Source organism: Lysinibacillus sp. S1 (assembly GCF_044986265.1).
In the GTDB taxonomy this organism is placed as follows: domain Bacteria; phylum Bacillota; class Bacilli; order Bacillales_A; family Planococcaceae; genus Lysinibacillus; species Lysinibacillus capsici.
In genome coordinates this window covers 4,473,944-4,497,678 of record NZ_CP173154.1, presented here as the reverse complement: position 1 = coordinate 4,497,678, position 23,735 = coordinate 4,473,944, and the positions used below count along the sequence as shown (strand labels likewise).

Genomic DNA, 23,735 nt, shown 5'->3' with positions numbered 1-23,735 from the left:
TCTGGAAGTAACAATTATTGCTCGGTTGGATACATGTTTGTATAGAGTAACTCTAATCTTTTAGAGAGCTTTCCATAGGCTGTTTGCCATGCTTTACGTGCAGCATCATTATTGCTCCCTGCTGGTTCGTATATAGCATGCACCTCTTCAACCTTCTTCAAATCACCCTCTGCTTGTGTGAGCTTCGAATAATTTTTAACAACCTTCTTATCAGCATCACTCAGAGCATCATAGGCTTTACGGATTTCACTTACTTTCTCCTGTAAACCATTGATATATTCACCTTTTACAAGAAGTGAATTGATGGATTCAATTAATGACAATGCATTTTCATTCGTTTGCTGTTGTCCTTTTTGCTTATCAATGATCAATTGTCTAGTTCCTGCATCAATCAGGCTCACTTGTTTAGATGTAAGCTTTTCATATGCCTTGATCACAGTGCTGGGATTTGAAGCAAAGGATTTCTCATAGGTCTTCATAAAGCTTTCCACTTTTTTCACGTCTGCAAGCGCAGTTTTTAAAATATCATAGTTCGTAATCAGTTTTTTCTCACTTGAACTAAGGCTACTATATTGTGTAGAAAGATTTTTAATACGTTCAATCGTTACGACATAGAGATTATTGGAAACAATTGTGGCAATACCATTATTTAGCTGTGTAATTTTCGATGCATTTTCATCTATATTTTGATTTTTTAATAAAGCTTCATATTGTTCTTTTGCTAAATGCTGCTGATTCGCAGGTAATTTCGCATAAGCTTTTTGCACTGTTTCAATTTTTTTAGCCTTTTTCGCAGCATCTGTTTCTTCTCTAGCAGTCTGTATTTTTTTATAGAATGATTTTACTCCTGTAATATCCTTATTTGCTGCTGTTAATAAATAATAATTTGTCACGTATTTTCTTGCAGCTGAAGACAATTTTTTATAGGATTCAGAAGCTGTATTAACAGCGGTTTCTAATTGATTGAATGAATATTTCGTAACATCCGCAAATTTGGCTATATCCGCCTTTAACGMCTCTGCTGCTGCTTTATCAGTAGGCACTTTACCATTGCCATCAACTGAAATCTTTGGCGTGTTTAGTAAAAATTCTTCAGCATTATATACAAGTGATTGCTGTAAATTTGTAAGATTATTATAAGCTTTTAAAGTACTTGTATAGCTTGAATTAAGTTTACTTTCCGTTACACCAGTTGTTGCAGATAATTTTTGATAGGCATCCATATCTTTAATTACTTTTTCAGCTGCTTTTAAATCTTTCTGTAAGGTAACAAGACTATCGTAGCCAATAATTTGTGCTGCGGAGGCTTTTGTTAAGCTCTTATATTCCTTGATCATTTGATTAACATTATTGACATGACTTTGCCATGAACCAGCAGACGGATTGAACGGATAAACATCATCGCTAATATAGCTATCTATAACATTATTTAAATTTATAATTTGGCTTTCTTCTGCACGTTCTGCTGTAGTCAAACGCTGCACATACACATCTGGCACTAATTTTAATTGTTTATACGTTAATTTTTCATAGGCTGTACGGATTGATTTAGCAGTCGTCACTTGTTTATTAGGCGTACTATTTGTAGCTAATTTATCAAATGATTTAATGAATTGCTCCACCTTTTTAATATCCGATTTAGCCTCAGACAAAATTGCTTGGTTTTGAACAGCGGCTCGGTAGCTTTGTGATAATTTCTCAATATCTGCTTCGATTGTCTTTACGCTCGCTTGTAAGGAATCAACATCCGAAGCTACATATTTCACAAGTGAATTCTCATAAGATAATAAATTAATAATAGCTTGATTGAGTTTTCTGACTTCTTTTATCTCTTCAAGATCATTTGGCTCGTTTAATAGATTTTTAATGCTCGTATATAGGGTCTCATCTACATCTAAGCTACGCTGTAACAGATCTAGCTTATTATAAGCCTCTTCTAGTTCCTTTATTTCTTTTTCATTACTAGTCTCTATTTTGCTCCATTTTTCATTTAACTTAGTTATTAATTCAACATCAGCAAGTGCTCGCTTTAAGACATCATAATTAGACACATTACCTTTAGCTGCCGCTGATAAGGATTGATAGTTTTTTTCTAGTTCCGCAACTTTAGCACTAAATTCTGCTAAGCTTGATACATTGTATTTATTATCATTGACCAGTAAAGCTTTAATCTCTTTCGTTAAAGTATCAGTGGGTTGTTTAGAGACTGTGATGGTATCAGATAGTTTAGATTCCGCAAAAGAAAGACCCACTTTTGCTTTGACAGTGACAGCAATATTTTTGATATCCTTTTCAATGGCATCCTTCGGAATCGTATATGTACTACCTGCAGCTCCCTCTATGATAGTAAAGGAGTTATCGCCTAATTTATAAAACCATTGATAACTATATGTAATTTGATCACTTTGCAATTTTGCACCATTCTTATCGGTTACAGTAATACCAGCTACTTTCACTGTTTCTCCAGGTGCTACAAAACCAGAGGATTGACCTTCTAACGTTGGAATGGTGATATCGAGCTCTAATGGCTGAATAGTGCGGGGTGCACTTTTAAATTTTTTACCGTCTGTCGTAGTTGCTTCCACAAAAATGCTTTTTCCAGCTGCTTCAACAGGCACTTTTAAGGAAATAGATGTTGCTCCCGAGATGGGCTTATTTGTTGAACCCTCTTCACCAGTAATTTCCTCTAGATAATACCATTGATAGGCATTGACGATTGTATCATTTGGTAATTTTTCTACTTTTAATGTTGCATTGACAATATTTTCTCCAGTGACTGAAACTGTTTCGGCCGCACCTGCTACAGTGGGAACGATAAGTGCAACAGGAATAGCTGCTGCTGTTAAAAATAATTTTTTATTCAAATCTATTGACCTCCTCAATCCTTCTCCTGAATTATATCGGTCATATGGCCATAATTTCCTTGAATATTAGGTAAATACTCTAAAAAGTGTATTTTTTCCTGATTTACTATTTATCAAATAATATTTTTTTGATAACGTTTTATTATTTTTGATTATAAATAAATACTTTTCAAACAAAAGCCTTCTAACCCACATTCGTAGCCTCTACGAAGAGATTAAAAGGTGTTAAAAAAATAAATGCACTTATGCTTCCGCTTCATCTGGTTATCCTCGTATCATATAAGTTGGTTGGATCAGGGTCTTATAGGTATAGGGATTCGTATGTTGGGTTTCACTTACTTGGATACGAATCGTCATCCCTTCTCCTACTTTGCTATCTAATGCGAATTTCCCATTAAAAGCTTGAACGCGCTCCTGCATGCCTTGTATGCCCATAGAATCGGCAAGTAGAATATCATCTATATTACAACCAACACCATCATCGCTATACAAAATTTGGAATCCCTCTTCGGTGCCCAATAAATGTATTTCAACTGTATTAGCATAGGAATGTTTTAACGCATTGTTTAATAATTCTTGAAACAGTCGATAAATCATTAAGTTTAAACGCTCATCCTCTAAATAGAGGCGGTCAATCGTATATATCAAAACAAAATTAGCCCGTTTATGAATTTTCTGTATTAGTTTTTCAAGGGCTGCATTTAAGCCCAATGTATCTAATAGAGGTGGCTTTAAGTTTTCGCAGTAGCCCCTCAAATCATTCAGAGAGATAATCATATGTTCATGAAGCTTTATAAGTTTAGATGGGATCTCCTCTTTTTCTTTGGTATGCATGAGGACATCCATTTCCCTTGCAATGTGCAGTTGTTCTTGTAAAATCGTATCATGAAGTTCCCGTGCTAACTGATATTTTTCTTCCTCGAACCTTAGCCAGAGTAATTTATTGAGCCATGGTAGCTGTCGATTATCAGCTTCTTTCATATGCTTTAACTGATTTAAAAGCTCCTCAACCATTTTTGTGTTTTCGATAAAATTATTTAAATAGAGCAGTAATAATTCTAGCCATAGCAGTTCCTCGTCCTTGAGATAAATCGTTTTATTATGATCCACAACAAGGATTCGTTTATAGTTCACATCCTGATGAATAAAGGCGATATAGAAATGATCTGTCTTCTTTATATCTCCCAAGCCTAATCGTTCGACTAGTACCTCATCTATTTGATGCTGCGTGTATTCTTTTGATTTATTTGTTAAGGTAACTTGATGTGTTTGAAAATCATATGTGAGCACATACACACTTTCCATTTCAAGCTGAACCACAACCTCTTGTACAAATTTCTCCAATAAGTCCTCAATCTTCACCACTCTACCAATACTCTCAACGGTCGTATACAAGCGGTGGATGTAGTCGCCTTTTGTAGAAAATAAAATTTTCCGCTTACGATAATCAATCCGCTCTTTAATGTAGAACAACGCCATTAACGATAGAAAGGCAAAAAAGAAAATCTCTGTCATGCGCGAAACTGATAAATCTGCAAATAAATATAAACCGATTAACAGCCATATCGTAAAGCCAAATGAGAAATTAAAATAATAACGCAATCGAGAAATGAAATACTCCATATCAAAAATACGTTCAGTGAGTTGTGTGAAAATGAAGCTGAATGGAATTAGTAAAAGAAATAATGAACAAATATCAGCAGAAAGTAGTTGTTCATTGACAAAAATTTGAGGTAAAGCGTATAAAAATAAAAAAGGCAGAAATGGGATAATTATACTCATTAATAAAAGCTTTAGATGGGAAGATTTATACTTAAAAAAACCTACAATTAAAATTCCAAGATTCAATAATATTAATAGAAAAAATAGCCATAGTATCAATTCAGATAATATCGGATTAATTGATGGATAAAAAATACTAAAAACACTCATGGCAACAGCCAAAAAAGGTAAAACAAAGAAATTTCTTATATTTTTTAAGAATAACCACTTTATATCTAAAAACAAAAAATATTCTTTTAAAAAGAGCAATAAAATGACTAAACACAGAAGTAAACTACTACGATTAATAATCATACCTATATTATCTAAACGTCCTGAAGCACCAATACTTACATAGGCTAAAGAAATACTTAGAATAAATAATATAAGTAAATTAGTAAGTTTTTGGTTAATTCTTTTAGAATATAAGTATATTGTAATGAATAATGTTAGAAAATAATAACAAGCTGGTATTATCAATAAATAGTAAAATTGTTGAGGAATATCTAGATTTTTTATCTGTATAGAGACTATCCTTCCATCCGACTTTTGAATTGTAATTTCTTTCGCTGCTCTTATGGCAGAATCAAAGGATATATAAGATAAATTACTTATTTTAACATTATCAACGTATAAAACAATATCTCCAGGAACAATTTTATGCTTAGACGCCCAATTTTTATAGTAAGAATCCGTTATTGTCCAATTATCATTTATTTTTTCTAATTCTATATTTAAAAAGGGCGTGCTATAAGTAATATAAAGTAAATAAATACCTGAAATTAAATAGAATCCTATAGCAAGCCCAAACCATTTATTTTTTAAATATTTTAGTACCAAACGCGATTTTCTAAACATACATCTTCATCAAACGAATCCAATATTGCCTTTTGTTCTAATGCTGTTACACCAATGAGAGAAGCTTTTTTTTCTTTTAACAATGTCACTAACGTCGGATTTTGCTCTAAATACTGAATCATGTTAATCATTAAAATCGCCTCATTTCTTCATTTTTTTAGTTTATAGTCACTATTTTTTGCCAATAATTCCTCTTAATAAGGAATTATTAACCATTTATGTAACTATATTTTCATTATACTACCTCTCTCCAATAATTCAACATAATTTTCTAAAAAATTCAAAAAATAATAGATTACGTAATAATTTTGCTTTATTTTCAATTATTTTTCTCCAATAATAGACATAAAAACAAATGAAAAGCTCCTTCCTTCTAGTAGGAAGAAGCTTTTCATTTTTCTCTTTTGCTAATACTGACACCCTTCTTGTAGCCACTTGTAGAAATCACAAGTAATCAATGTTGCATGCTTTGGGTTCATATCACCACTATCTACTGCTAAAACACGATAATCCTCTGCCTTTATGTCCATTAAAAAGACCATTCCTCCACTATCATCACCAATTGCAATATAGCCTTTTGCATATTCTTCCACTTCCCAAGTCTGGTTTCTTTCTATTACTTCCTCTGTACCATAAATAAACACGCCATTCGTAAACGATAAACCGTTACTTTCCTTTAATACAAGTGTATACGCACTCGGAAGTTGACAATTCAGCCTATGTTCTATGTGTACAATTTGGTGATCTGTTGCTGGTGGATTAGCTGTATAGCTATTATGTATAGGTAACATGTCGTCACCGTCCTTTCCAATAAACTTTTTTACGTCTGCGCTGCACAAAATTCATAAAACGCCAGGATTAAGGCATCAACCTTTTGTTTACTGACAATTTTACCTAACCATTCTTCTGGAATATTGTCCAACTGTTTATACATTCCCGCGATCGATCCTGTAATTGCTGCAACGGTGTCCGTATCTTCTCCTAAATTAACTGCCATCAGAATCGCTTCTTTAAATGTTGTAGAATTACCTACACACCAAATAGCCGCTTCTAACGAATGAACAATATAGCCACTCGATTGAATCTCGTCTTCAGGCGTATTTAAAAAGTTTTCATGAAAAATCCTTGCATAAGCATTTAACTCTGCTTTCATTTCATTTTGTAAATTATTTTGGAGTAGTTCAAAGACCTCTTTTAAGGCCACTTCTAGTGAATTATTTCGGTATAAGCTTAATAATAGTTCAATGTAAATGATGGACCCTACTATGGAACGCGGATGACCATGAGTAATCTCTGTATACTGATGAACTAATTCTTTTCTTTTAATAAAATCTAACTCATGCATTACCACGAATACTAAAGGAGCAATTCTCATTAACGTACCATTGCCATTATCAAATTCGCCCGTTTTACCACATTTTGCTGGCGGAACACCTTTTTTATAGTTCGAAACGGCTTCAGCTGTAGTAATTCCAATATCAAACATTTCGCCAAATGGTGTGAGATAGCCCTGCTCCATGTATTGTACAAATTTATTCATTAATGTTTTGGTATTCCCATTTTCAATAATGTTCTCGACCAGGCAGAGTGTTAAAGAAGTATCATCAGACCAAGTACCAGGTGGCTGATTGTAAGTACCGTACCCCATCACATCTTGCACATGGAAAGTCCCTCTTTGTTTAAACTCAACAGGTACGCCCATTAGATCACCGATAATCCCACCGTATAAAGTGTCAAACACCCGCTCCCTCAATTTTGTATCTACCATAGATGCCACCCCTAACTTTAATTTAATTTATCACAATTCAAAAACAGTACATTTAATTTTATAATAAATCAATTCCTCATTTATTATTTTTTCGATCTCTCTCCAATCTCCTCCAGCTAAACCTGAACCAATTTTAGGCATCTGTATCGATAATCTATTTTTTAAGGCAAACCTCGCAACTTTTCTTAAACATAAACGAAGCACATCATAATCAATATAGGTTGTACGATCTTTATCATTTTTCCTCACACCATGCTGTGCAAGCATATTGGCAACAAAAGTAGCTTTCTGCTGGTCTACACATACAAACTGAACCTCTCCTAACCCAAAAGTTTCTTTATCCTTCGACCATTTTACATAATCATTTTTAGCAATAGGGAATTGCTTTGATAAAGATAAAACAAAGCCTTTTCCCCATTTTCCTAAAATATTGACTACATGAATAATGAGTGTATGTTCTTCTAAAGGAAGAGATGCATCGCCCTTTAAGTAGTTTATTGGAGATTTGTTAGCTACAATTCCCTCCTGCCATTTTTTCTCAAAATCTAATCTTGTAATAGGTACACTATCGCTTACATCTAAACTATCGATATGTCCGTCATACAATAAAAATCCAATATCTTCGTTCCAATCGTGCAATGATGAAGAACAGTACATATCATTTTTTATTATATTGATCTGCCTAGTTGCAACGCCATCATCAAATTCTGTATATAATTGACCATAACCTTTTAAAAATTCAATATTATCACATTTATAGTATAATAGACTATTACCAAACTTGATATCTTCTTCCATCACTTTCCCCCCTTAATAGAACCAACCTAACCCTATCTTGTGCTTAATAAGGTGCAAAGATTTTATTAATTATACTTTCGATTGTAGATAGTTAGGCACTACCTCTAAGTCCTTAAATTGAATCCCTTTAAGATGGAATTTTTCACAGATTTAAATTTTTCTGAACAAAACAGGTATCTACCCAGTTTAAATCGTTTAATGGAAATAAATCAAGATCAGAGTCTTTTAACACCAATCTTATATACTTATCAACGAAACTTCCATCAACTTTTAATTTTGCATTACTTGGCACTTCTCTTGTAAGATACTCAGATTTTCATAATCAATTGAAGATTCGTTTAGCCTGTAATTTAAGGTGCAAAAAAACCGCTCACATAAACGTGAACGGTTTTGGAAACTATGCTTTTTGATAACGAAGCACTGGTGTACGAGCAGCGCGTGTTTCGTCTAGACGAGATACGACTGTTGTATGAGGTGCTTCTTGAACGATTGATGGATTTTCTTCTGCTTCTTTCGCAATTTGAATCATTACATCACAGAATGCATCTAACGTTTCTTTTGATTCTGTTTCAGTTGGCTCAATCATCAATGCCTCTTCCACATTTAATGGGAAGTATGTTGTTGGTGGATGGTAGCCAAAGTCTAACAGACGTTTTGCGATGTCTAATGTACGAACGCCTAGTTTCTTCTGACGACGACCCGATAAGACAAATTCATGTTTACAGTGACGGTTATATGGTAGATCATAGAATGGCTCTAAGCGACGCATCATGTAGTTGGCGTTTAATACAGCATATTCTGTAACAGCTTTTAAGCCATCAGGACCCATTGTACGAATGTACGTATAAGCACGAACATTGATACCAAAGTTACCATAGTAAGGTTTTACGCGTCCGATTGATTGTGGACGATTGTAGTCAAAGTGGTATGTGCCTTCTTCAGTTCTTACTAATACTGGTTTTGGTAGGAATGGAATTAAATCTGCTTTTACACCTACTGGACCAGAACCTGGACCACCGCCACCATGTGGGCCTGTAAATGTTTTGTGTAGATTTAAATGCACACAGTCAAAGCCCATATCGCCAGGACGTGCTTTACTCATTACAGCATTGAGGTTCGCACCATCATAGTACACTTTACCGCCTACAGAGTGAATTAGCTCTGCCATTTCGATAATGTTTTCTTCAAATAACCCTAGTGTATTCGGGTTCGTTAACATTAGTGCTGCTGTATCAGAACCTACTACTTTGCGAAGGTCTTCGATATCAACTAAGCCATTTTCATCTGATTTAACAGTGATTGTTTCAAAGCCTGCTACTGTCGCAGATGCTGGGTTTGTACCGTGAGCTGAATCAGGAACGATTACCTTGTTACGGTGTCCTTCACCATTTGCTTCATGGAAGGCACGAATCATCATTAACGCTGTCCATTCACCATGAGCACCTGCTGCTGGTTGTAATGTAACTWCATCCATCCCAGTAATTTCCACTAAAGAAGTTTGAAGATCATAAAGAAGCTCCATTGCCCSTTGTGCTGTTGATTCATCCTGTAATGGGTGAACATTTGCAAAGCCAGAAAGACGTGCAACTGTTTCGTTAATTTTCGGATKATATTTCATCGTACAAGAGCCAAGCGGATAGAAGCCAGAGTCTACTCCATGGTTTCTACGAGAAAGTGCTGTATAATGACGCATAATATCAAGCTCAGACACTTCAGGTAGTTCTGCTGCCTCTGAACGTACTAAGTTTGCAGGTAATAAATCTGCTAGGTCTACCTCAGGCACATCTAGTGCTTCTAAACTATAGCCAACGCGACCTTCTTTTGAAATTTCAAAAATGAGTGATTGATTTTCGTTATGCATTAAGAGCCCCCATTTCTGCAACAAGTGCATCAATTTCTTCTTTCGTGCGTAATTCAGTTACTGCGATTAGCACATGATTTTTAAGAGAGTCATAATTTTGACCTAAAGGATAGCCACCGATAATACCCTTTTCGATTAAGCCTTTATTGATTTCCTTCACACATTTATTCGTTTTCACAACGATTTCATTGAAGTGTGCGCCTTGGAATGCTACTGTAAAGCCTGCTGCTTCAAAGGCATTTTTTGCATAACGTGTTTTCGCGATATTTTGAGTAGCCATTTCACGAATTCCTTGTTTTCCTAGAGCTGTCATCGCTACAGAAGCTGCAAGTGCAAGTAGTGCTTGGTTCGAGCAAATATTGGAAGTTGCTTTATCACGGCGGATATGTTGCTCACGTGCTTGTAGTGTTAATACGTATCCACGACGGCCTTCACCATCCACTGTTTCACCAACAAGACGTCCTGGTACCTTACGCATCAATTTTGTTGTCACTGCAAAGAAACCACAGTGTGGGCCGCCGAAAGCTTCAGAAATACCAAATACTTGCGCATCACCTACACAAATATCAGCACCAAGCTTGCCAGGAGGCGTTAAAATTCCTAATGCCAATGGGTTAGAAGATACAACGAGTAAGCTTTTTGCAGCATGTGCAATATCCCCGATCACTTGGATATCTTCCACTTGGCCAAAGAAGTTTGGATATTGGGCAATAACAGCTGCTGTGTTGTCATCGATTAACTCTTTTAATGCATCCACATCTGTCACACCATCTTTTTGCGGGATAGTCACGATATCAATGGATTGACCATATGCATATGTAGCAACAACATCGCGATATTCTGGGTGCACTGCTTCTGACACTAAAATTTTCTTGCGACGCGTATGACCAGCTGCCAACATACCCGCTTCTGCCAATGCTGTACCACCGTCATACATAGAAGAGTTAGCAAGATCCATTCCCGTTAGCTCAGCAATCATCGTTTGGAATTCAAAGATGGCTTGTAGCTCACCTTGTGAAATCTCTGGCTGATATGGTGTATAAGCTGTATAGAATTCTGAACGAGAAATAACATGGTCTACGATCACTGGTTTATAGTGGTTATAAACACCTGCACCTAAAAATGATACGTTGGCATTTGTGTCCTTATTTTTAGCAGCAAGTGCCGTTAACTCTTTTAATAACGCAGATTCTGATTTTGCTTCTTTAATATCATAAAGGCCTTTAAAACGGACTTTCTCAGGAATATCCTCAAATAACTCATCGACTGAGGATACACCGATTACGTCTAACATTTCTTTTTGATCTTGCTCCGTCATAGGTAAATAACGATGTTTCATAAATGTAGGTCCCTCTTTTCAACTATTATTTTGAACGCTTGTAAAACGGTGTTTCTACTGTTATTACCTTTAAGTGTTTACCGCGAATTTCAATTTCTAGTTCAGTTCCGATTGTTGCGAATTGACTGTCAATTAATGCGTGACCAACATTACGTTTTGATGAAGGAAGCTGTGTACCAGTTGTCACTTCACCGATTTCTTGACCATCCTTAAACACTTTGTAGCCATGGCGTGGAATGCCTTTATCAATCATTTCAATGCCTACAAGTTTGCGTGGTAGACCATTTTCCTTTTGAGCTACTAATGCTTCATGACCAATGAAGCCTTCTTTATTTAATTTCACAGCGAAACCAATACCAGCCTCTAGAGGAGAAATTGTTGCTGATAGCTCTTGACCATATAGTGGTAGCCCCGCTTCAAAACGAAGTGTATCACGACATCCTAGTCCAGCTGGAACCACACCTTTTTCTTGACCTGCCTCTAAAATTTTACCCCAAAGCGCTTTGATGTCTTCTGGAGCGCCATATAATTCAAAGCCATCTTCACCTGTGTAGCCACTGCGAGAAACTAATACTTTATGTCCTGCAACCTCCACATTCTCTTGGAAGCGGAAAAATTTAATGGCACTTACATCAGTCGAAGTAAGGGATTGAAGAACTTCTTCTGCTAGTGGTCCTTGAAGAGCAATTTGTGCGTAGGCATCCGATTGGTTATCAATCGTCACATCATATTGATGTTGATTTTCCATCATCCAATCATAGTCTTTTTCAATGTTAGCTGCATTGACACATAATAAATAGTGATTGTCAGCTAATTTATATGTTAATAAATCATCAACAACGCCACCATCTTCGTAGCACATTGCCGTGTACTGCGCTTGACCGTCAGCAATTTTTGATACATCATTTGATAAAAGATTTTGTAAAAAACCTAATGCATCGGGACCTGTTACTAAAATCTCTCCCATATGTGATACATCAAATAAGCCTGCACGATTACGCACTGCATCATGTTCTTCTTTAATAGAAGAGAATTGAACAGGTAATTCCCATCCACCGAAGTCAACTGTTTTTGCACCATATTTCGCGTATTCTTCAAATAGAGGTGTACGTTTTAATTCATTCGACATTCTTTTTTGCCCCCTTATTGTTAGTTACATTTTTACTGGTAGTAGTTCGTCTGCTTTTTGTATTCCTACAGTCAATTAAGTAAAACGGGCTATAGACATAAAAAAAGACAGACGAACCCCTTTTCGGGATTCTCTGTCCTTGCACCTGAAAGTTACACCAGACTGGCTCGCAAGCTTTACCGTTGCCAATCAGTMGGCTTTCCCCTTTGGTGGCTGTTATTGTTATACTACAGCTCTCTCCAGAGTTGCGTCTTGTACGAGTCCTTTTACCTGAGAGATTCATAGCCCATTGCTACTTGCTCCTTCGGTGGCGTCTACACGCTCTCTCCCCGCACAATCATCCGCCCAAGATAAATCTTGGTACTATTTAGTATTCAATGAACATTTAGTTACTTATTTGTCTATATCCTAACATTAAATGCATTGGAAAGGCAATCATTTTTTAAAAGATAATAAAATACGAACATTAAATAAAAATAAGCTATTTATCGTTCGTTTTTCAATCTTTTCACTTGAAATACTAAATACTCTAGAATTTGGCGAATCGTCCTACCTTCTGTCAGTACCTGAATATGACCTGCATCACGGTAAAACTTCCTTCTGTAGTGATACAGACTTTCTAGCTCCTCCTTTGTAGAGCTCTGTACAATGGGTCTATTTGGATCATGCTGAACTCGTTTATAAATATCCTCAAACGACGCATCTAAAAAAAACACCAGTCCACTGCGTCTCATAATTTTTCGATTTTCAGCATTGATGGCAACGCCACCACCAGTCGAAATAATACAGGCCTCGTCCCTAAAATTTTTCAAAAATTCTGTTTCTATTTCTCGAAAGTGGGCCTCACCGTATTTTTCAAAAATCTGTGGAATTGTCATCCCCTGCTGACGCACAATCTCATGATCCATATCATAATATGGCATCTTCAATAAATAGCTTAAACGTCTTCCTAATGCACTTTTTCCACTACCCATAAAACCAACTAAATATATTTTTCGCAATTCGATTCACCTTCTTATAACTACGATTCTACACTGTCTGACAAAATTTGTCCCAATAAATTTATCGTAGCTCGAACATTCAATTTTTCTAGCCCATCATATGTTCGATACTGCATTTCATAAGACATATAATACGCAAGAACAAAAGTAGTTACAAAAAATAATAATGCAATTGCGATCAAAAAAATAGCCCCTCTGTCATTTTTCAATAATTGGCACATAAAAGGCTCGCTCCTTTTGAATACCACTAGCCATTTCAACAGCTACCGTCAGCTTATTTTCGGAATAGCTAAATTGACATTTATTGATTCCTATTAGCATAGGAACATGTCCACCCTTTACCTGCTCACGAATAATATTCGAGTAGCWATCAATATGATGGAGCGTATTAGCTGTTTGGAAAGTTATTCTTTTTTGATCTTCACGAATGGAAAAGGTGGAAATATCTTTTAGAGAGAGGTTCAAGTCAGAAACAAATAGTTCCCACTTTGTTTGTTCATCTATTAGCATAGTTGATTTCATTTCAGCAAACCAAAGTATTATAAGGACAAAAAAATGAGAAATAAGCACAAAAACGACTAATTGAAACATAGCTTCTATTAATGTATAGCCTTTCTCATTCATGCACTTCACCTGTCACTTGGATACATTTTTGGCGTGACTCCTGTAAATTTTGAAATTGGACACAAACTTGTTGTTCGTCAACTATCCAATGATAAGCAACCTGTTCAATGGTCCGAGAGCCCTCTGTTACTCGTATAGCATGGTACTGTTTTAAACCTTCGTATGCTGTTTCAGCTGCAATTAGCTCCATTTTTTTATTAGCAAGATTTGTTTTCATCGTATAGGTAATGGGGATTAACGAGGTACAAAGCAGCATCAAAATACCCACACCTAAAATAGTTTCTACAAAAGAATAGCCTGACTCATTCAATCCTAGCTCTCCCTCGCCCTAATGTTATGATTACTTTTTTCTTGCCCTGTGGTGTTTTAAATGCCATGGTGCCTGCTGTCATCACATTGCCGCTATAGTTATAGACAAGTGTTTGAATTGAACTCTCAGCTGGCAAAAATTCAACCCCCTTTGGAAAAGAGCGTTCATATAAATGAGTATAAATATCTTTTTGAATAGTATAACGATTTGTTGAACCTTCCATTTTCAGGGCTATATATTGTCGTTGGCTCATACTATAGGTTTGAATATATTGAATATCCAGTTGTAATTGCGTAAAAAATCGTTCTAATTCCTTGGTTTCTGCTATTTTCAATGAGAATTTACTAACAATAGCTGTTAAACTCATAACAAGAAATAAGACAACCAGCATTTCAAGAATTGTAAAACCACCGTTTTTATGAACATTCATTAGCTATCCGTACCTGTTTCCAAGTTGACATTGGCTGGACGTACCTCTCCCTCATTAGTAATCACTATTTCTTCTTTATTTGGGCAGGTTGTTTCATTTTCCTTTAAATAGCCCTTTGCCACTAAATCCTCTAAGGTAGGATAAGCCATATAATCTACACGATACGCCTCTACTTGACCTTGTACCATGGATATATAAGCCGTACAGCCTTTCTTATCTATTGTGGCGAAATGCTTTGTAACATTTGGGATTGTAATTAAAATAAGAATAGAAATTATATAAGTTTTTCTTCTAAAACATCTCAATGAATGTTTATTAATTTAATAACATAGGAGTACAACCTTAATCTAGGTTGTACTCCTATGTTTATAGATCCCTAAAAAATATACTCTCTACTTAAATAATAAGTAATTCTTATATTTTTAAAATATATGTAGTTAAAATTTAGGTTTGGCTAGTCCCCATTCTTTAATTTGGGTTCCCAATATTGTTAAATACTTTTTCTGCGAATCCAACAAATATAAAGGTAGATTCCTTATCATCTCAATTTTTTCTTCTATTTCAGAAATAACATTACTAGGGGTGTTAGGATGGGCTTCGTTTAGTTTTGTAATCAACTTCTCTTCTAATCCGTCAAAATCAAAATTTCCTAGAGGATTTGATCCTATTGGATTTATTAAATATTTCTTTGTTCTTTCCCTTTTTTCTAAAGTTAATTGCTCATTATAATAATGAATAAAATCCCGTTTTGTCCCTATATATTCATTATGAAAGCCCCTGCATTCCTCTTGATTCTGTGGTATTAGATTAGGTATATCAAATAAACTTTCAAAATGAGAAAAATAGTTACTAGAACTTATTCCTTCTTTAACATCAATATATGGGATAAAGCAGAAATTCTCATCGTAATTTTCAATTAATTTAAATTGATCAACCGCATACTCACAAATATTAACTCCAAGTTTTTCATAAACGGTTGCTGAAAAAAGGTTTTCCTTTTCGTGAAACGGTAAAATTTCACAGTAAGAAATAGTATTTTGTTTATAACCATCATATAAATTAGAAACCTGTAGACTAGTATTACCTAAATTCATAGAAGGTTCTTTTTTATCGCTGTCCACAATCGCAAAAACCATATTATTCTGCTCTATTTTATCTTTAAATGTCTTATAGGTATCATTTCCCCCTCCAGTGTCAGGTTCGATGTTTATTTTGCAAGGTAGATTGTTTGAAGAAAATTTATTACCAATATATTCATAGAAATAACAATCATCTATATTTTCTGAAACTAATCTAGTTTTAACCAATATTTCAGGATTTAAAAAATGCCATAGAGGAACTTTAAAGATCGAAGTTGTGTATTGGTACCCTTGAATTAAATTATCCTCCTTCAAAGTATCTATTCGTGCGAACTCCTGATTTGATGGTATAACTTCAATTTTATTTGACACGCTCATCGGAAGCATAGAAAATGTAGTGTAATCATTACTTAGTAATTTTAGTTGTTTTTTATTAAACGTACCTAAATCTCTCAATTCACTTAGATATTCTAATGTTTTTCTATTTGAAAAAACAAAATGAAATCCGTTTCTATGGCTGGTAATTATATTATCTAATGCTTCTAAATCTGCTTCACATAGTTCATTTGATTTAAAATAATCTATTAATAATGGATCTAAATAAATTAACATACTATACCTCCGGATAAAAGAAACCTAGAGGCCAATTTTCAATTGCCCCTTCCTCATTGTAAGAAACAGTGTTTATTGATGATTCAGAAGGATTAGTACCATTTTCCAAATCCCCGAATATTAATACATTAACTTTTTCATTACCAATTTTCTCTTGATAAATTAATTGCCCTACACGATTAACAATTGTTTCACTATGAGTTTCAAGAACAACGGTTAAATTAATTCCACGTTTATTAGTAACATCAATACACTTAACTAATGCATCGGTTAAACGAGCTTGAAGTGCTGGATGCAAATGTAGTTCAGGTTGTTCAATAACAATTGTATGTGTATTAATGTTTATTGAACGGCGTAAACTTTTTTTATTAGTTTTCTCATTCTCAACTCTCCAAACCAATAATAAAATTGGTAATATTTGAGAAAAACCAAACCCGGTATCTGCTAAATTTAATTTTTCATTGGTACCGAATGAAATATTTAAGGATACATGTCCACCTACAGTATTAGTATCTATTTCAAATCCAAAGTTTTGCTTCATCCATTTTTTAAAATTATTTTTATCTTGCCAATTAAGGTGAGTAATAGCCATAGGAATATTTTCACCTTGCGGATCTATTTCATCAACAGCAAGCCCTTGTATTCTATAGTATCTTTGAGCACTGGCTCTTAATGGTGCAATATAATGAACTTTTGAAAAATAAGTAGTTAAATACTCATTACACATATTTAAAATATTTCCCAAATAGACACCATAAAGTAAATTATTCAATCGCTCTATTTCTACCTCACTAGCTTCTTGTAGAACGTTCACAATTACTTTATTTAAAGAATCACTTTTTAAGTCATATTCCTCTAGAAAAGAATCTCCAAAATAATAACTATTTTTAGTAAATTCTCTATTTATCGCTTTATTAAGTTGTCGAATAGTTTTCTCAATACCTTCATTAATTAGTTCTAAATTAACAAGATGTATTTTACTTACAATTTTTTTTAATTCTAAATCTAGCTCTGAATTATTTATTTTTAATTTTTGATTTTTTACTATTTTTGATAATTCACCGTATAAAATTTCTCTGAAATACTCAACTAAAGAAATTTTTCTTTTTTCTTGATTATCATTCACTTTTAATATAAAACTTGGTAAGAATTTATCAAACACTTCTGAGTTTAATATAATGAATGGATCATTAAATTTTTGATTATTTATATAAACGAAATACTCATCACCTACTTCTATGAATTTAATGATGGTATCAAACATAGTAATAGTAATTTTTCCTAAATTTTTTTCTTTTAGGTCTACACTCAAAAAAATCTCCATAGGTTTTGCTTCAATAGTACCATCATTTAGTTCACTAACAGTGAAATTAAAATCAAATCCTATATGTTCTGTCACACTATTTCTATTTAAACTTTCGTAAAAACTACCAAAGTCTACATTTTCTTTACTGTACCAAAGAATTGGCTCATTTTTCTTTATTGATAATGTCTGCTTCATAAGTGGAAAAAATCTAAGAAATGTACTTTTTCCTGAACTATTTTTTCCAACTAAAATAGTTAAAGGTTTTATATCTATATCGTTAGTATCTTTTAGACTTCTTAGATTCCTAATTCTAATTTTGTCCAATAGCCTCACTCCAATTATCTAAAATTTAATCATAGTAATTATATTGATTGAATATATAAAATATTCATTTTCTTATGCAGTGTCTATCATTTAACAAAAGTAATATCTTCGTCGTCATCCCCCTCATATTTTTCTTGTTTCTCTTTTTCTTTTTTTAATAACATCTCATAAATCGATTTTAATTGCGCAGCTTGTAAATCAATATTATTCTCATGCATATATTTTATGGCGTAACCTAGAGCTACTGTTGTTGCACCAGCTACACTAGCTCCTATTATAGAACCAGCACCAGGAACAAATTTCACAATTTGTCTGAATATAGTTTTACCCACATTACCAACAACTGTTACTATCAGTAGTTCTTTAGCGTTTTCTTTTGAAATAGGCTTTTCGTATAGTGTAGATAATTTAAGCATTAATCCAACTTGGATACCTGTTAATGGAATAAAATCTGATCCTGGAATAGGTGATGCCCCAACTGTAGCCGATGATACCCCTGCTGCAAGAATCCAGCGATTAGCAGTCGTGCTTTTTTCCTTTAAGTTCATGGCAAACATTATATCTTTGGACTTTTTTTCTAAAATATCAAGTAACTTATTTTGTAGCATTGATATATTCTCACCAGTTCGTGAAGAAATAGGGACTACAGGATATTTAAAATTAGTGTGATCTTGAATATATTTAACTAATTCAGGAATATCGTCTGCAGCATCAATTTTATTTAATACGATTATAATATCCCGGTTAACTTTCTCTATATCTTTTAAATTTTTCAGTTCATTTTCAGAGAGAACTGTCCCAGCAGCATTTAAGAAAAACAAAATAACATCTGAGTTTTTGTAGTAACCTAAAGTAATTTCAGAATTTACTTTAACAACATCATCTAAACCAGGAGTATCAACGAAAATAATGTTATCTTTATATGGGATTTCTCTAATTTCAACAGTTTCTCCTGGTTTTGACCCTACGCTTGCAATGTCTTCTTTCATTAGTTTGTTAATTGTAGAAGATTTACCGCAGTTTACATCTCCTACCATGGCAATTAAAACCTCTCTATTTAACTGACTATTTATTTCTTCACTCTTTTGCTCAAATGCTTCATCAAATGTCTTTTCAAATTCTTCATTATTAATTTCCACTATTAACACTCCTTATTTCTATATTAAAATATGGTTCTTGTTCTCATAAGCCCAAACATCCCCATCATGATTATGCTGCATGAGTAGATGTAACAATCCCACTAAATTATCAAATAAAAATCACAATTGTTACCTATCACTTAAATCCATGGTATTTTTGATGCCATTGAAAATACAACTTACTATTTTCATTCCAAAAATCACAATGGTTCCCTTCTAATTTACCTAATTTCTTATTAAAACTATTAGTATTACCTCTGCGATTAATAATAACCTCTCCGTTATTAACAACAATGTAACCTTTTTCAAAAAGATCGTCACAACCAAACTTACAAATTGGCATAACTATATTTTTAACATCTAGTCTTTCATTATCATCACAAAATTGTCTTTTCTTTATATGTGCAGTATGTAAAAATTCAACAGGATATTCTTCATTACATATTTGACACTTACATTTATATTTACCTTCAAACAAGTACTCGCTTAATAAGCGTTGCTCTTTTCGAGCCTTTATATTTCTCTCAGAATCAGTTCCTGTTACTAATAATTTTTCCAGCTTTTCTTCAATATTGGTTTTATTAGTTGGAGAGTAATGTTTATCTGAATACAAATCATATGATTCTATTATTAATCTACTTTTATGTTCATCTAAAACGGTGAATCCTTGGACAACATAATTATCCTTATACCCAATAAGCTCATTTATCACTTCAATGGATATATCATGATTTTTAATGTTGTCTAGAAAGTATATATATTGCCAAGTATCATTTTCTTTGTTTTTCCCCCATAGGTGTAATGCCAGTGATTTATTATTTATGGTTAAAGCTACAGTACCACTTGTAAATAAAACTTTATTTGCTGAAAAGAATGCTATATCTCCCTTATTAATTTTCCCCCACTTGTTCACATTGACATTATTTTTACCAGGAGTTACTCCCCAAATATGTGCATAACCATTAGGATAAATTTCAAATAAATCTTTATAGATTTTCTTATCCAAGAATTCTTCAATAGATTTTAACTCAACAGGATTATGTATCGTATCATTGTAATGCATTCTAGATTCTTTACTACCAGTTGGTTGTAAAATTACTCTTTCCATTAGAAACCTCCTATTTAATGTAGAAAAGCTGTCTCTAATATAAACAACTTTTCTACAACATTTTATTATTACTACTCTTTATTTAACTTATTTTTCACAAGCCAAACCGTCTCCGTCGCGGTCATGCTTCTTTTCATAAGCTGGATGCGAAGAGTCTACGCCATTAGGATAAACTTTTCTTAGCTCTGTACAATTTTTAAAACTCTCTCTTGAAGGTTCACTTGGTGTTGTTATAGGAGTTGTAGTTGGTTTTTCTGTGTAACTATCCTCCACTGGTTCACATGCCCATCCATCATTATCTGCATCATGTTGTAATTCATAAGCTGGGTGACCACTCATTACGCCTCCCGGATAAACAGCTCGCAATTCTGAACAGTTTTTAAAGGATTCTTTGACTGGTTCTGTAGGTTTTGTTTCGGGCTTCTGCTGAGAAGGTTTTGACTCTGGTACGTTAAACTCCTTAGCAGCAACATTATAAGTCTTACCATTAGTTTTAATTACGATTGTACCGTCTTGAGCTGTTGAATACACTTTACTTCCCGCGCTCTTTAGATTATTTAAAACCTCATTATTTGGATGACCATAGCTATTATCCTTACCATAGCTTAATATTGTTACTTCAGGTTTAACTGCATTTAAAAATTTTGATGATGTACTTGTATTAGAACCGTGATGCCCAGCTTTCAAAATCTGTACATTTAAAGAATCAAAAGAATTGGTAAGTAATTCTTCCAAGTCTTTACTTGCATCTGCCATTAGCAAAAATTCAACGTTTTTATATCCTGTTTTTAATACAATTGAAGCATCATTTGTATCTACTGCTTTGGCATCAGAATATAACGATTGTAAGTAAAAATCAGAAGTCCAATCACCTATTAAAATTTCACCTATTTTAGGTTCTATATACTTAATATTTTTTTGTTCTACAAGTTTTAAAAGTTGAGTGTATGTTTCTGTAGTATGAGATTTACCACTATTCACAAACTTACCAACAGAAATTGAGTTTAATACTGCAATTAGTCCCCCAACATGATCAGCATCTGGATGTGTTGCTACTACATAGTCTAGCTTTTTAACACCTTTTGATTTTAGGTAATTGACAACAGTCTTTCCTGCTGATTTTGGTCCTCCATCTACTAAAATATTCTTTCCATCGTGAGATTGAATAAGTATAGAATCGCCCTGCCCTACATCAATAAAATGAACCTTCATTTCACCTTTTTTAGTTGGTGCTGCTGGAGATGTTGTATTAGCATTTTTCCCTGACACTACGGCATCGATTGAGTCAGCGTACTTTTTAAAGTCAGCATCGCTCATATTACCGTTCATTTGTAATAAAATTAAGCCATTTTGATGTGTATGTGAGTAGAATAAGGGTCCCATACTACTTAATCCGTCATAATAACCTTTAGCTTGAGCTAAGCTCTTAGCATCATTAAAAATAAACAACCTTCCACCAGCATCTTCACCTAATGAAGGAATTAAAATTCGATTTCCTTCCTTACGCCCATTCCCAAATTCTTTATTAGGCAAATCTGAAACAGCACCTACTTCTAATCCATCAGTTTTAAATTGTTTAATGATATTTTCTGTTGTGATTGGTGAACTATTATCTGTGCTTTTTTGAGCAGCTTCAGTATTGATTGGTAACACCAAAGCAATTACTAGAATAAAAGTTAAAAATGATAATAATAACTTTTTCATAATTTCCCTCCTTCAAATTTACTATATTTATTATACATAATTGGTTTTTTATTGGCATAATTATATTGGGAATTTTTTTAAAAATAACAATTAAGACCACCCATCATGGAGTGGTCTTAATTGTTTTTTTCTTTATGCTTCTTTCACTTGTTATCTTAGTTAAAATTGTAAATTCTAAGTATTTGAATACACTTTTTATTTTATAATTTCATAATAGTAGCGAATTCCATCATCTGTACGTCCTGATATTGGATCGTTAGTTGTTTCACTTTCAAATTGTTCCGCCCAATAGCGGACAGTTTTACCTTTTGTGAAGAAATCGTTTGTTATTTTTTTGAATACTCCCTTTTCCACTTCCTCATAGTACCATCCGTCTGTTGTTCGAGGTGATGTGATACCAAATTGTTCTACTTTTACTTTATTAACAACTTGCGAACTTACTTGTCCCATTACAGAGCCATTATACATACTAGATAAAGTGGTATTTTGACTTGGTGTTGTTGTGTATTCGGAATATACATGATATAAATTTCTATTTAATATATTAAATGAGTTCGGGTTTTGATCTGTATAAAAAAACATATCCTTGTAGATACCTTTTGCTTGTGAACCTCTTGTGTCCACGAAAATGACACGTTCTATAGTGTTAACAGCACGTTTGTTTAGCAAAGTATATGGTTTCCCTAGTACATCCTCGAAACCACCTACAGCTTCTCCCTCAACTGGTAGCTTAAATGCCACCCCATAGACCATATTTATATATTCTTCTACACTCATATTTAGCTTTTTCGCAGATTTTTCTGTACTTCTGTACCAAGAAGCAGTATCGCTATACCTCCTTTTTTCAAAATTTGTGAGTGTCAATATATTCGTCCCTGTATTAGCAACCTCACGAAGTTCCTGTAAACCTATGAAATCAGATGGCACTCTCTTCAATGTATCCATGTAACGAATAAGGATTGTTGCTACCTCGGCACGAGTTGTATTACCATTCGGCTTAAAGGTGAAGTCCTCATAGCCTGAAAGCAATCCCGTACCTAATGCTACCCCAATATAAGGTAAGTCTTTTTTGTCTACTCCACCCTTATAAAATTCGGGAATCGGTATTAAAGTAAGGTTTGAATTCGCCATTTCCTCGATTGCTTTGCCATAATTAGCATTAGCATGTGCTAAACCATTCGCTAACCAACGGGACATTTCCCCACGAGTCATTGGTTTATTTGGTTCAAATTTATTTTTAGAGAAATCCTCTGCTTTGATAAACCCTAAAGCTAATCCCTCTTGGATTGCTTCATGAGCCCAATGTGTATCTGAAACATCACTAAAACTTACAGTAGCTCGCTCGTTACGATCAAATACTCTAGCTAAAAACGTTGCAAACTCAGCGCGAGTAACTTGAGCAGAAGGTTTGTATGTACCGTCTTCATATCCAGTAACTAATCCTTTTTCCGCGACCTGTTTAATGGACTTATAGGCCCAATGGGATTTAGGTACATCTTTAAACGTTGTTTTTGTAACTGGAACAGCTTGTGCATTTTCAGTAGCAACTGGAATAACCATAGCAGCTGTCATAACACTCGCTGCTATTGCTTTAATCATTAAATTATTTTTCCTTGATTTCCTATGTAACATTTCATACTCTCCTTTTTATAAAAAATCTATGTGCATACCAAAGTTACCATATTAAACCTGAACAAGGAATACATTCTAACTAAAAAAT

At 34.0% G+C, this 23,735-nt stretch carries 21 protein-coding genes and 1 riboswitch; all 21 genes read right to left on the bottom strand.

The genetic code is table 11. The annotated features are described in order from the left end of the window. Positions 1–14 precede the first annotated feature (14 nt). The gene (locus tag ACHZEU_RS22660) at positions 15–2,864 is read right to left on the bottom strand and encodes a hypothetical protein (RefSeq protein ID WP_404803789.1); all 2,850 of its coding nucleotides are present in this window, start codon (positions 2,862–2,864) and stop codon (positions 15–17) included. 264 nt (positions 2,865–3,128) lie between these two features. Beyond that, on the bottom strand, positions 3,129–5,483 hold the full coding sequence (locus tag ACHZEU_RS22655) for an ATP-binding protein (RefSeq protein ID WP_279495507.1): 2,355 nt from the start codon (positions 5,481–5,483) through the stop codon (positions 3,129–3,131). Then, positions 5,456–5,614 (bottom strand): competence pheromone ComX, encoded by a 159-nt coding sequence (gene comX, locus ACHZEU_RS22650; RefSeq protein WP_131522431.1) that lies wholly within the window; start codon positions 5,612–5,614, stop codon positions 5,456–5,458. The genes ACHZEU_RS22655 and comX overlap by 28 nt, the downstream gene beginning before the upstream one ends. 276 nt (positions 5,615–5,890) lie before the next feature. Further along, on the bottom strand, positions 5,891–6,274 hold the full coding sequence (locus ACHZEU_RS22645; protein ID WP_054549147.1) for an SMI1/KNR4 family protein: 384 nt from the start codon (positions 6,272–6,274) through the stop codon (positions 5,891–5,893). Positions 6,275–6,303: 29 nt separating this feature from the next. Further along, positions 6,304–7,251 (bottom strand): ADP-ribosylglycohydrolase family protein, encoded by a 948-nt coding sequence (locus tag ACHZEU_RS22640; RefSeq protein ID WP_048392267.1) that lies wholly within the window; start codon positions 7,249–7,251, stop codon positions 6,304–6,306. A gap of 30 nt (positions 7,252–7,281) precedes the next feature. Continuing rightward, complete coding sequence (locus ACHZEU_RS22635; protein ID WP_048392266.1) at positions 7,282–8,049, bottom strand: macro domain-containing protein; 768 nt, start codon at positions 8,047–8,049, stop codon at positions 7,282–7,284. Between the two features lie 397 nt (positions 8,050–8,446). Next, positions 8,447–9,910, bottom strand: coding sequence for an aminomethyl-transferring glycine dehydrogenase subunit GcvPB (gene gcvPB, locus ACHZEU_RS22630; protein ID WP_404803788.1), 1,464 nt, complete (start codon positions 9,908–9,910; stop codon positions 8,447–8,449). Continuing rightward, positions 9,903–11,249, bottom strand: coding sequence for an aminomethyl-transferring glycine dehydrogenase subunit GcvPA (gene gcvPA, locus ACHZEU_RS22625; protein ID WP_004231057.1), 1,347 nt, complete (start codon positions 11,247–11,249; stop codon positions 9,903–9,905). The genes gcvPB and gcvPA overlap by 8 nt, the downstream gene beginning before the upstream one ends. 25 nt (positions 11,250–11,274) lie before the next feature. Beyond that, positions 11,275–12,378: a glycine cleavage system aminomethyltransferase GcvT gene (gene gcvT / locus ACHZEU_RS22620; protein ID WP_048392264.1), complete on the bottom strand. Its 1,104-nt coding sequence runs from the start codon at positions 12,376–12,378 to the stop codon at positions 11,275–11,277. 248 nt (positions 12,379–12,626) lie between these two features. Continuing rightward, positions 12,627–12,719, bottom strand: a riboswitch (glycine riboswitch). A gap of 144 nt (positions 12,720–12,863) precedes the next feature. Continuing rightward, the gene (locus tag ACHZEU_RS22615) at positions 12,864–13,379 is read right to left on the bottom strand and encodes a shikimate kinase (protein ID WP_004231053.1); all 516 of its coding nucleotides are present in this window, start codon (positions 13,377–13,379) and stop codon (positions 12,864–12,866) included. 20 nt (positions 13,380–13,399) lie between these two features. Then, positions 13,400–13,561: a hypothetical protein gene (locus ACHZEU_RS22610; protein WP_225340350.1), complete on the bottom strand. Its 162-nt coding sequence runs from the start codon at positions 13,559–13,561 to the stop codon at positions 13,400–13,402. Between the two features lie 16 nt (positions 13,562–13,577). Continuing rightward, positions 13,578–14,003, bottom strand: coding sequence for a competence type IV pilus minor pilin ComGF (comGF, locus tag ACHZEU_RS22605; protein ID WP_404803787.1), 426 nt, complete (start codon positions 14,001–14,003; stop codon positions 13,578–13,580). Further along, on the bottom strand, positions 13,996–14,313 hold the full coding sequence (locus tag ACHZEU_RS22600; RefSeq protein ID WP_048392262.1) for a hypothetical protein: 318 nt from the start codon (positions 14,311–14,313) through the stop codon (positions 13,996–13,998). Before ACHZEU_RS22600 ends, comGF begins: the two co-directional genes overlap by 8 nt. Next, on the bottom strand, positions 14,306–14,743 hold the full coding sequence (gene comGD, locus ACHZEU_RS22595) for a competence type IV pilus minor pilin ComGD (RefSeq protein ID WP_048392261.1): 438 nt from the start codon (positions 14,741–14,743) through the stop codon (positions 14,306–14,308). Before comGD ends, ACHZEU_RS22600 begins: the two co-directional genes overlap by 8 nt. Next, positions 14,743–15,063 carry a competence protein ComG gene (locus ACHZEU_RS22590; protein WP_279496367.1) on the bottom strand — a complete coding sequence of 107 codons (321 nt, stop codon included), beginning with the start codon at positions 15,061–15,063 and terminating at the stop codon, positions 14,743–14,745. The genes comGD and ACHZEU_RS22590 overlap by 1 nt, the downstream gene beginning before the upstream one ends. 117 nt (positions 15,064–15,180) lie before the next feature. Then, the gene (locus ACHZEU_RS22585; protein ID WP_279495520.1) at positions 15,181–16,434 is read right to left on the bottom strand and encodes a hypothetical protein; all 1,254 of its coding nucleotides are present in this window, start codon (positions 16,432–16,434) and stop codon (positions 15,181–15,183) included. A 1-nt stretch (position 16,435) separates the two neighbouring features. Next, positions 16,436–18,064 (bottom strand): AAA family ATPase, encoded by a 1,629-nt coding sequence (locus ACHZEU_RS22580; RefSeq protein WP_279495522.1) that lies wholly within the window; start codon positions 18,062–18,064, stop codon positions 16,436–16,438. 86 nt (positions 18,065–18,150) lie between these two features. Then, positions 18,151–19,206, bottom strand: coding sequence for a GTP-binding protein (locus tag ACHZEU_RS22575; RefSeq protein WP_404804610.1), 1,056 nt, complete (start codon positions 19,204–19,206; stop codon positions 18,151–18,153). 133 nt (positions 19,207–19,339) lie between these two features. Next, positions 19,340–20,311, bottom strand: coding sequence for an HNH endonuclease (locus ACHZEU_RS22570; RefSeq protein WP_279495524.1), 972 nt, complete (start codon positions 20,309–20,311; stop codon positions 19,340–19,342). Positions 20,312–20,398: 87 nt separating this feature from the next. After that, a complete protein-coding gene (locus ACHZEU_RS22565) occupies positions 20,399–22,015 on the bottom strand; it encodes an excalibur calcium-binding domain-containing protein (protein ID WP_279495525.1) in 1,617 nt (538 codons plus the stop codon). Between the two features lie 195 nt (positions 22,016–22,210). Then, on the bottom strand, positions 22,211–23,647 hold the full coding sequence (locus ACHZEU_RS22560) for an S-layer homology domain-containing protein (RefSeq protein WP_279495526.1): 1,437 nt from the start codon (positions 23,645–23,647) through the stop codon (positions 22,211–22,213). Between the last annotated feature and the right edge of the window lie 88 nt (positions 23,648–23,735).

What these genes read in the sequence shown, in the direction of transcription:
- ACHZEU_RS22655 (WP_279495507.1), bottom strand. Translation starts at nt 5,483, where the DNA reads ATGTTTAGAAAATCGCGTTTGGTACTAAAATATTTAAAAAATAAATGG.
- comX (WP_131522431.1), bottom strand. Translation starts at nt 5,614, where the DNA reads ATGATTAACATGATTCAGTATTTAGAGCAAAATCCGACGTTAGTGACA.
- ACHZEU_RS22645 (WP_054549147.1), bottom strand. Translation starts at nt 6,274, where the DNA reads ATGTTACCTATACATAATAGCTATACAGCTAATCCACCAGCAACAGAT.
- ACHZEU_RS22640 (WP_048392267.1), bottom strand. Translation starts at nt 7,251, where the DNA reads ATGGTAGATACAAAATTGAGGGAGCGGGTGTTTGACACTTTATACGGT.
- ACHZEU_RS22635 (WP_048392266.1), bottom strand. Translation starts at nt 8,049, where the DNA reads ATGGAAGAAGATATCAAGTTTGGTAATAGTCTATTATACTATAAATGT.
- gcvPA (WP_004231057.1), bottom strand. Translation starts at nt 11,249, where the DNA reads ATGAAACATCGTTATTTACCTATGACGGAGCAAGATCAAAAAGAAATG.
- gcvT (WP_048392264.1), bottom strand. Translation starts at nt 12,378, where the DNA reads ATGTCGAATGAATTAAAACGTACACCTCTATTTGAAGAATACGCGAAA.
- comGD (WP_048392261.1), bottom strand. Translation starts at nt 14,743, where the DNA reads ATGAATGTTCATAAAAACGGTGGTTTTACAATTCTTGAAATGCTGGTT.
- ACHZEU_RS22585 (WP_279495520.1), bottom strand. Translation starts at nt 16,434, where the DNA reads ATGTTAATTTATTTAGATCCATTATTAATAGATTATTTTAAATCAAAT.
- ACHZEU_RS22570 (WP_279495524.1), bottom strand. Translation starts at nt 20,311, where the DNA reads ATGGAAAGAGTAATTTTACAACCAACTGGTAGTAAAGAATCTAGAATG.
- ACHZEU_RS22565 (WP_279495525.1), bottom strand. Translation starts at nt 22,015, where the DNA reads ATGAAAAAGTTATTATTATCATTTTTAACTTTTATTCTAGTAATTGCT.
- ACHZEU_RS22560 (WP_279495526.1), bottom strand. Translation starts at nt 23,647, where the DNA reads ATGTTACATAGGAAATCAAGGAAAAATAATTTAATGATTAAAGCAATA.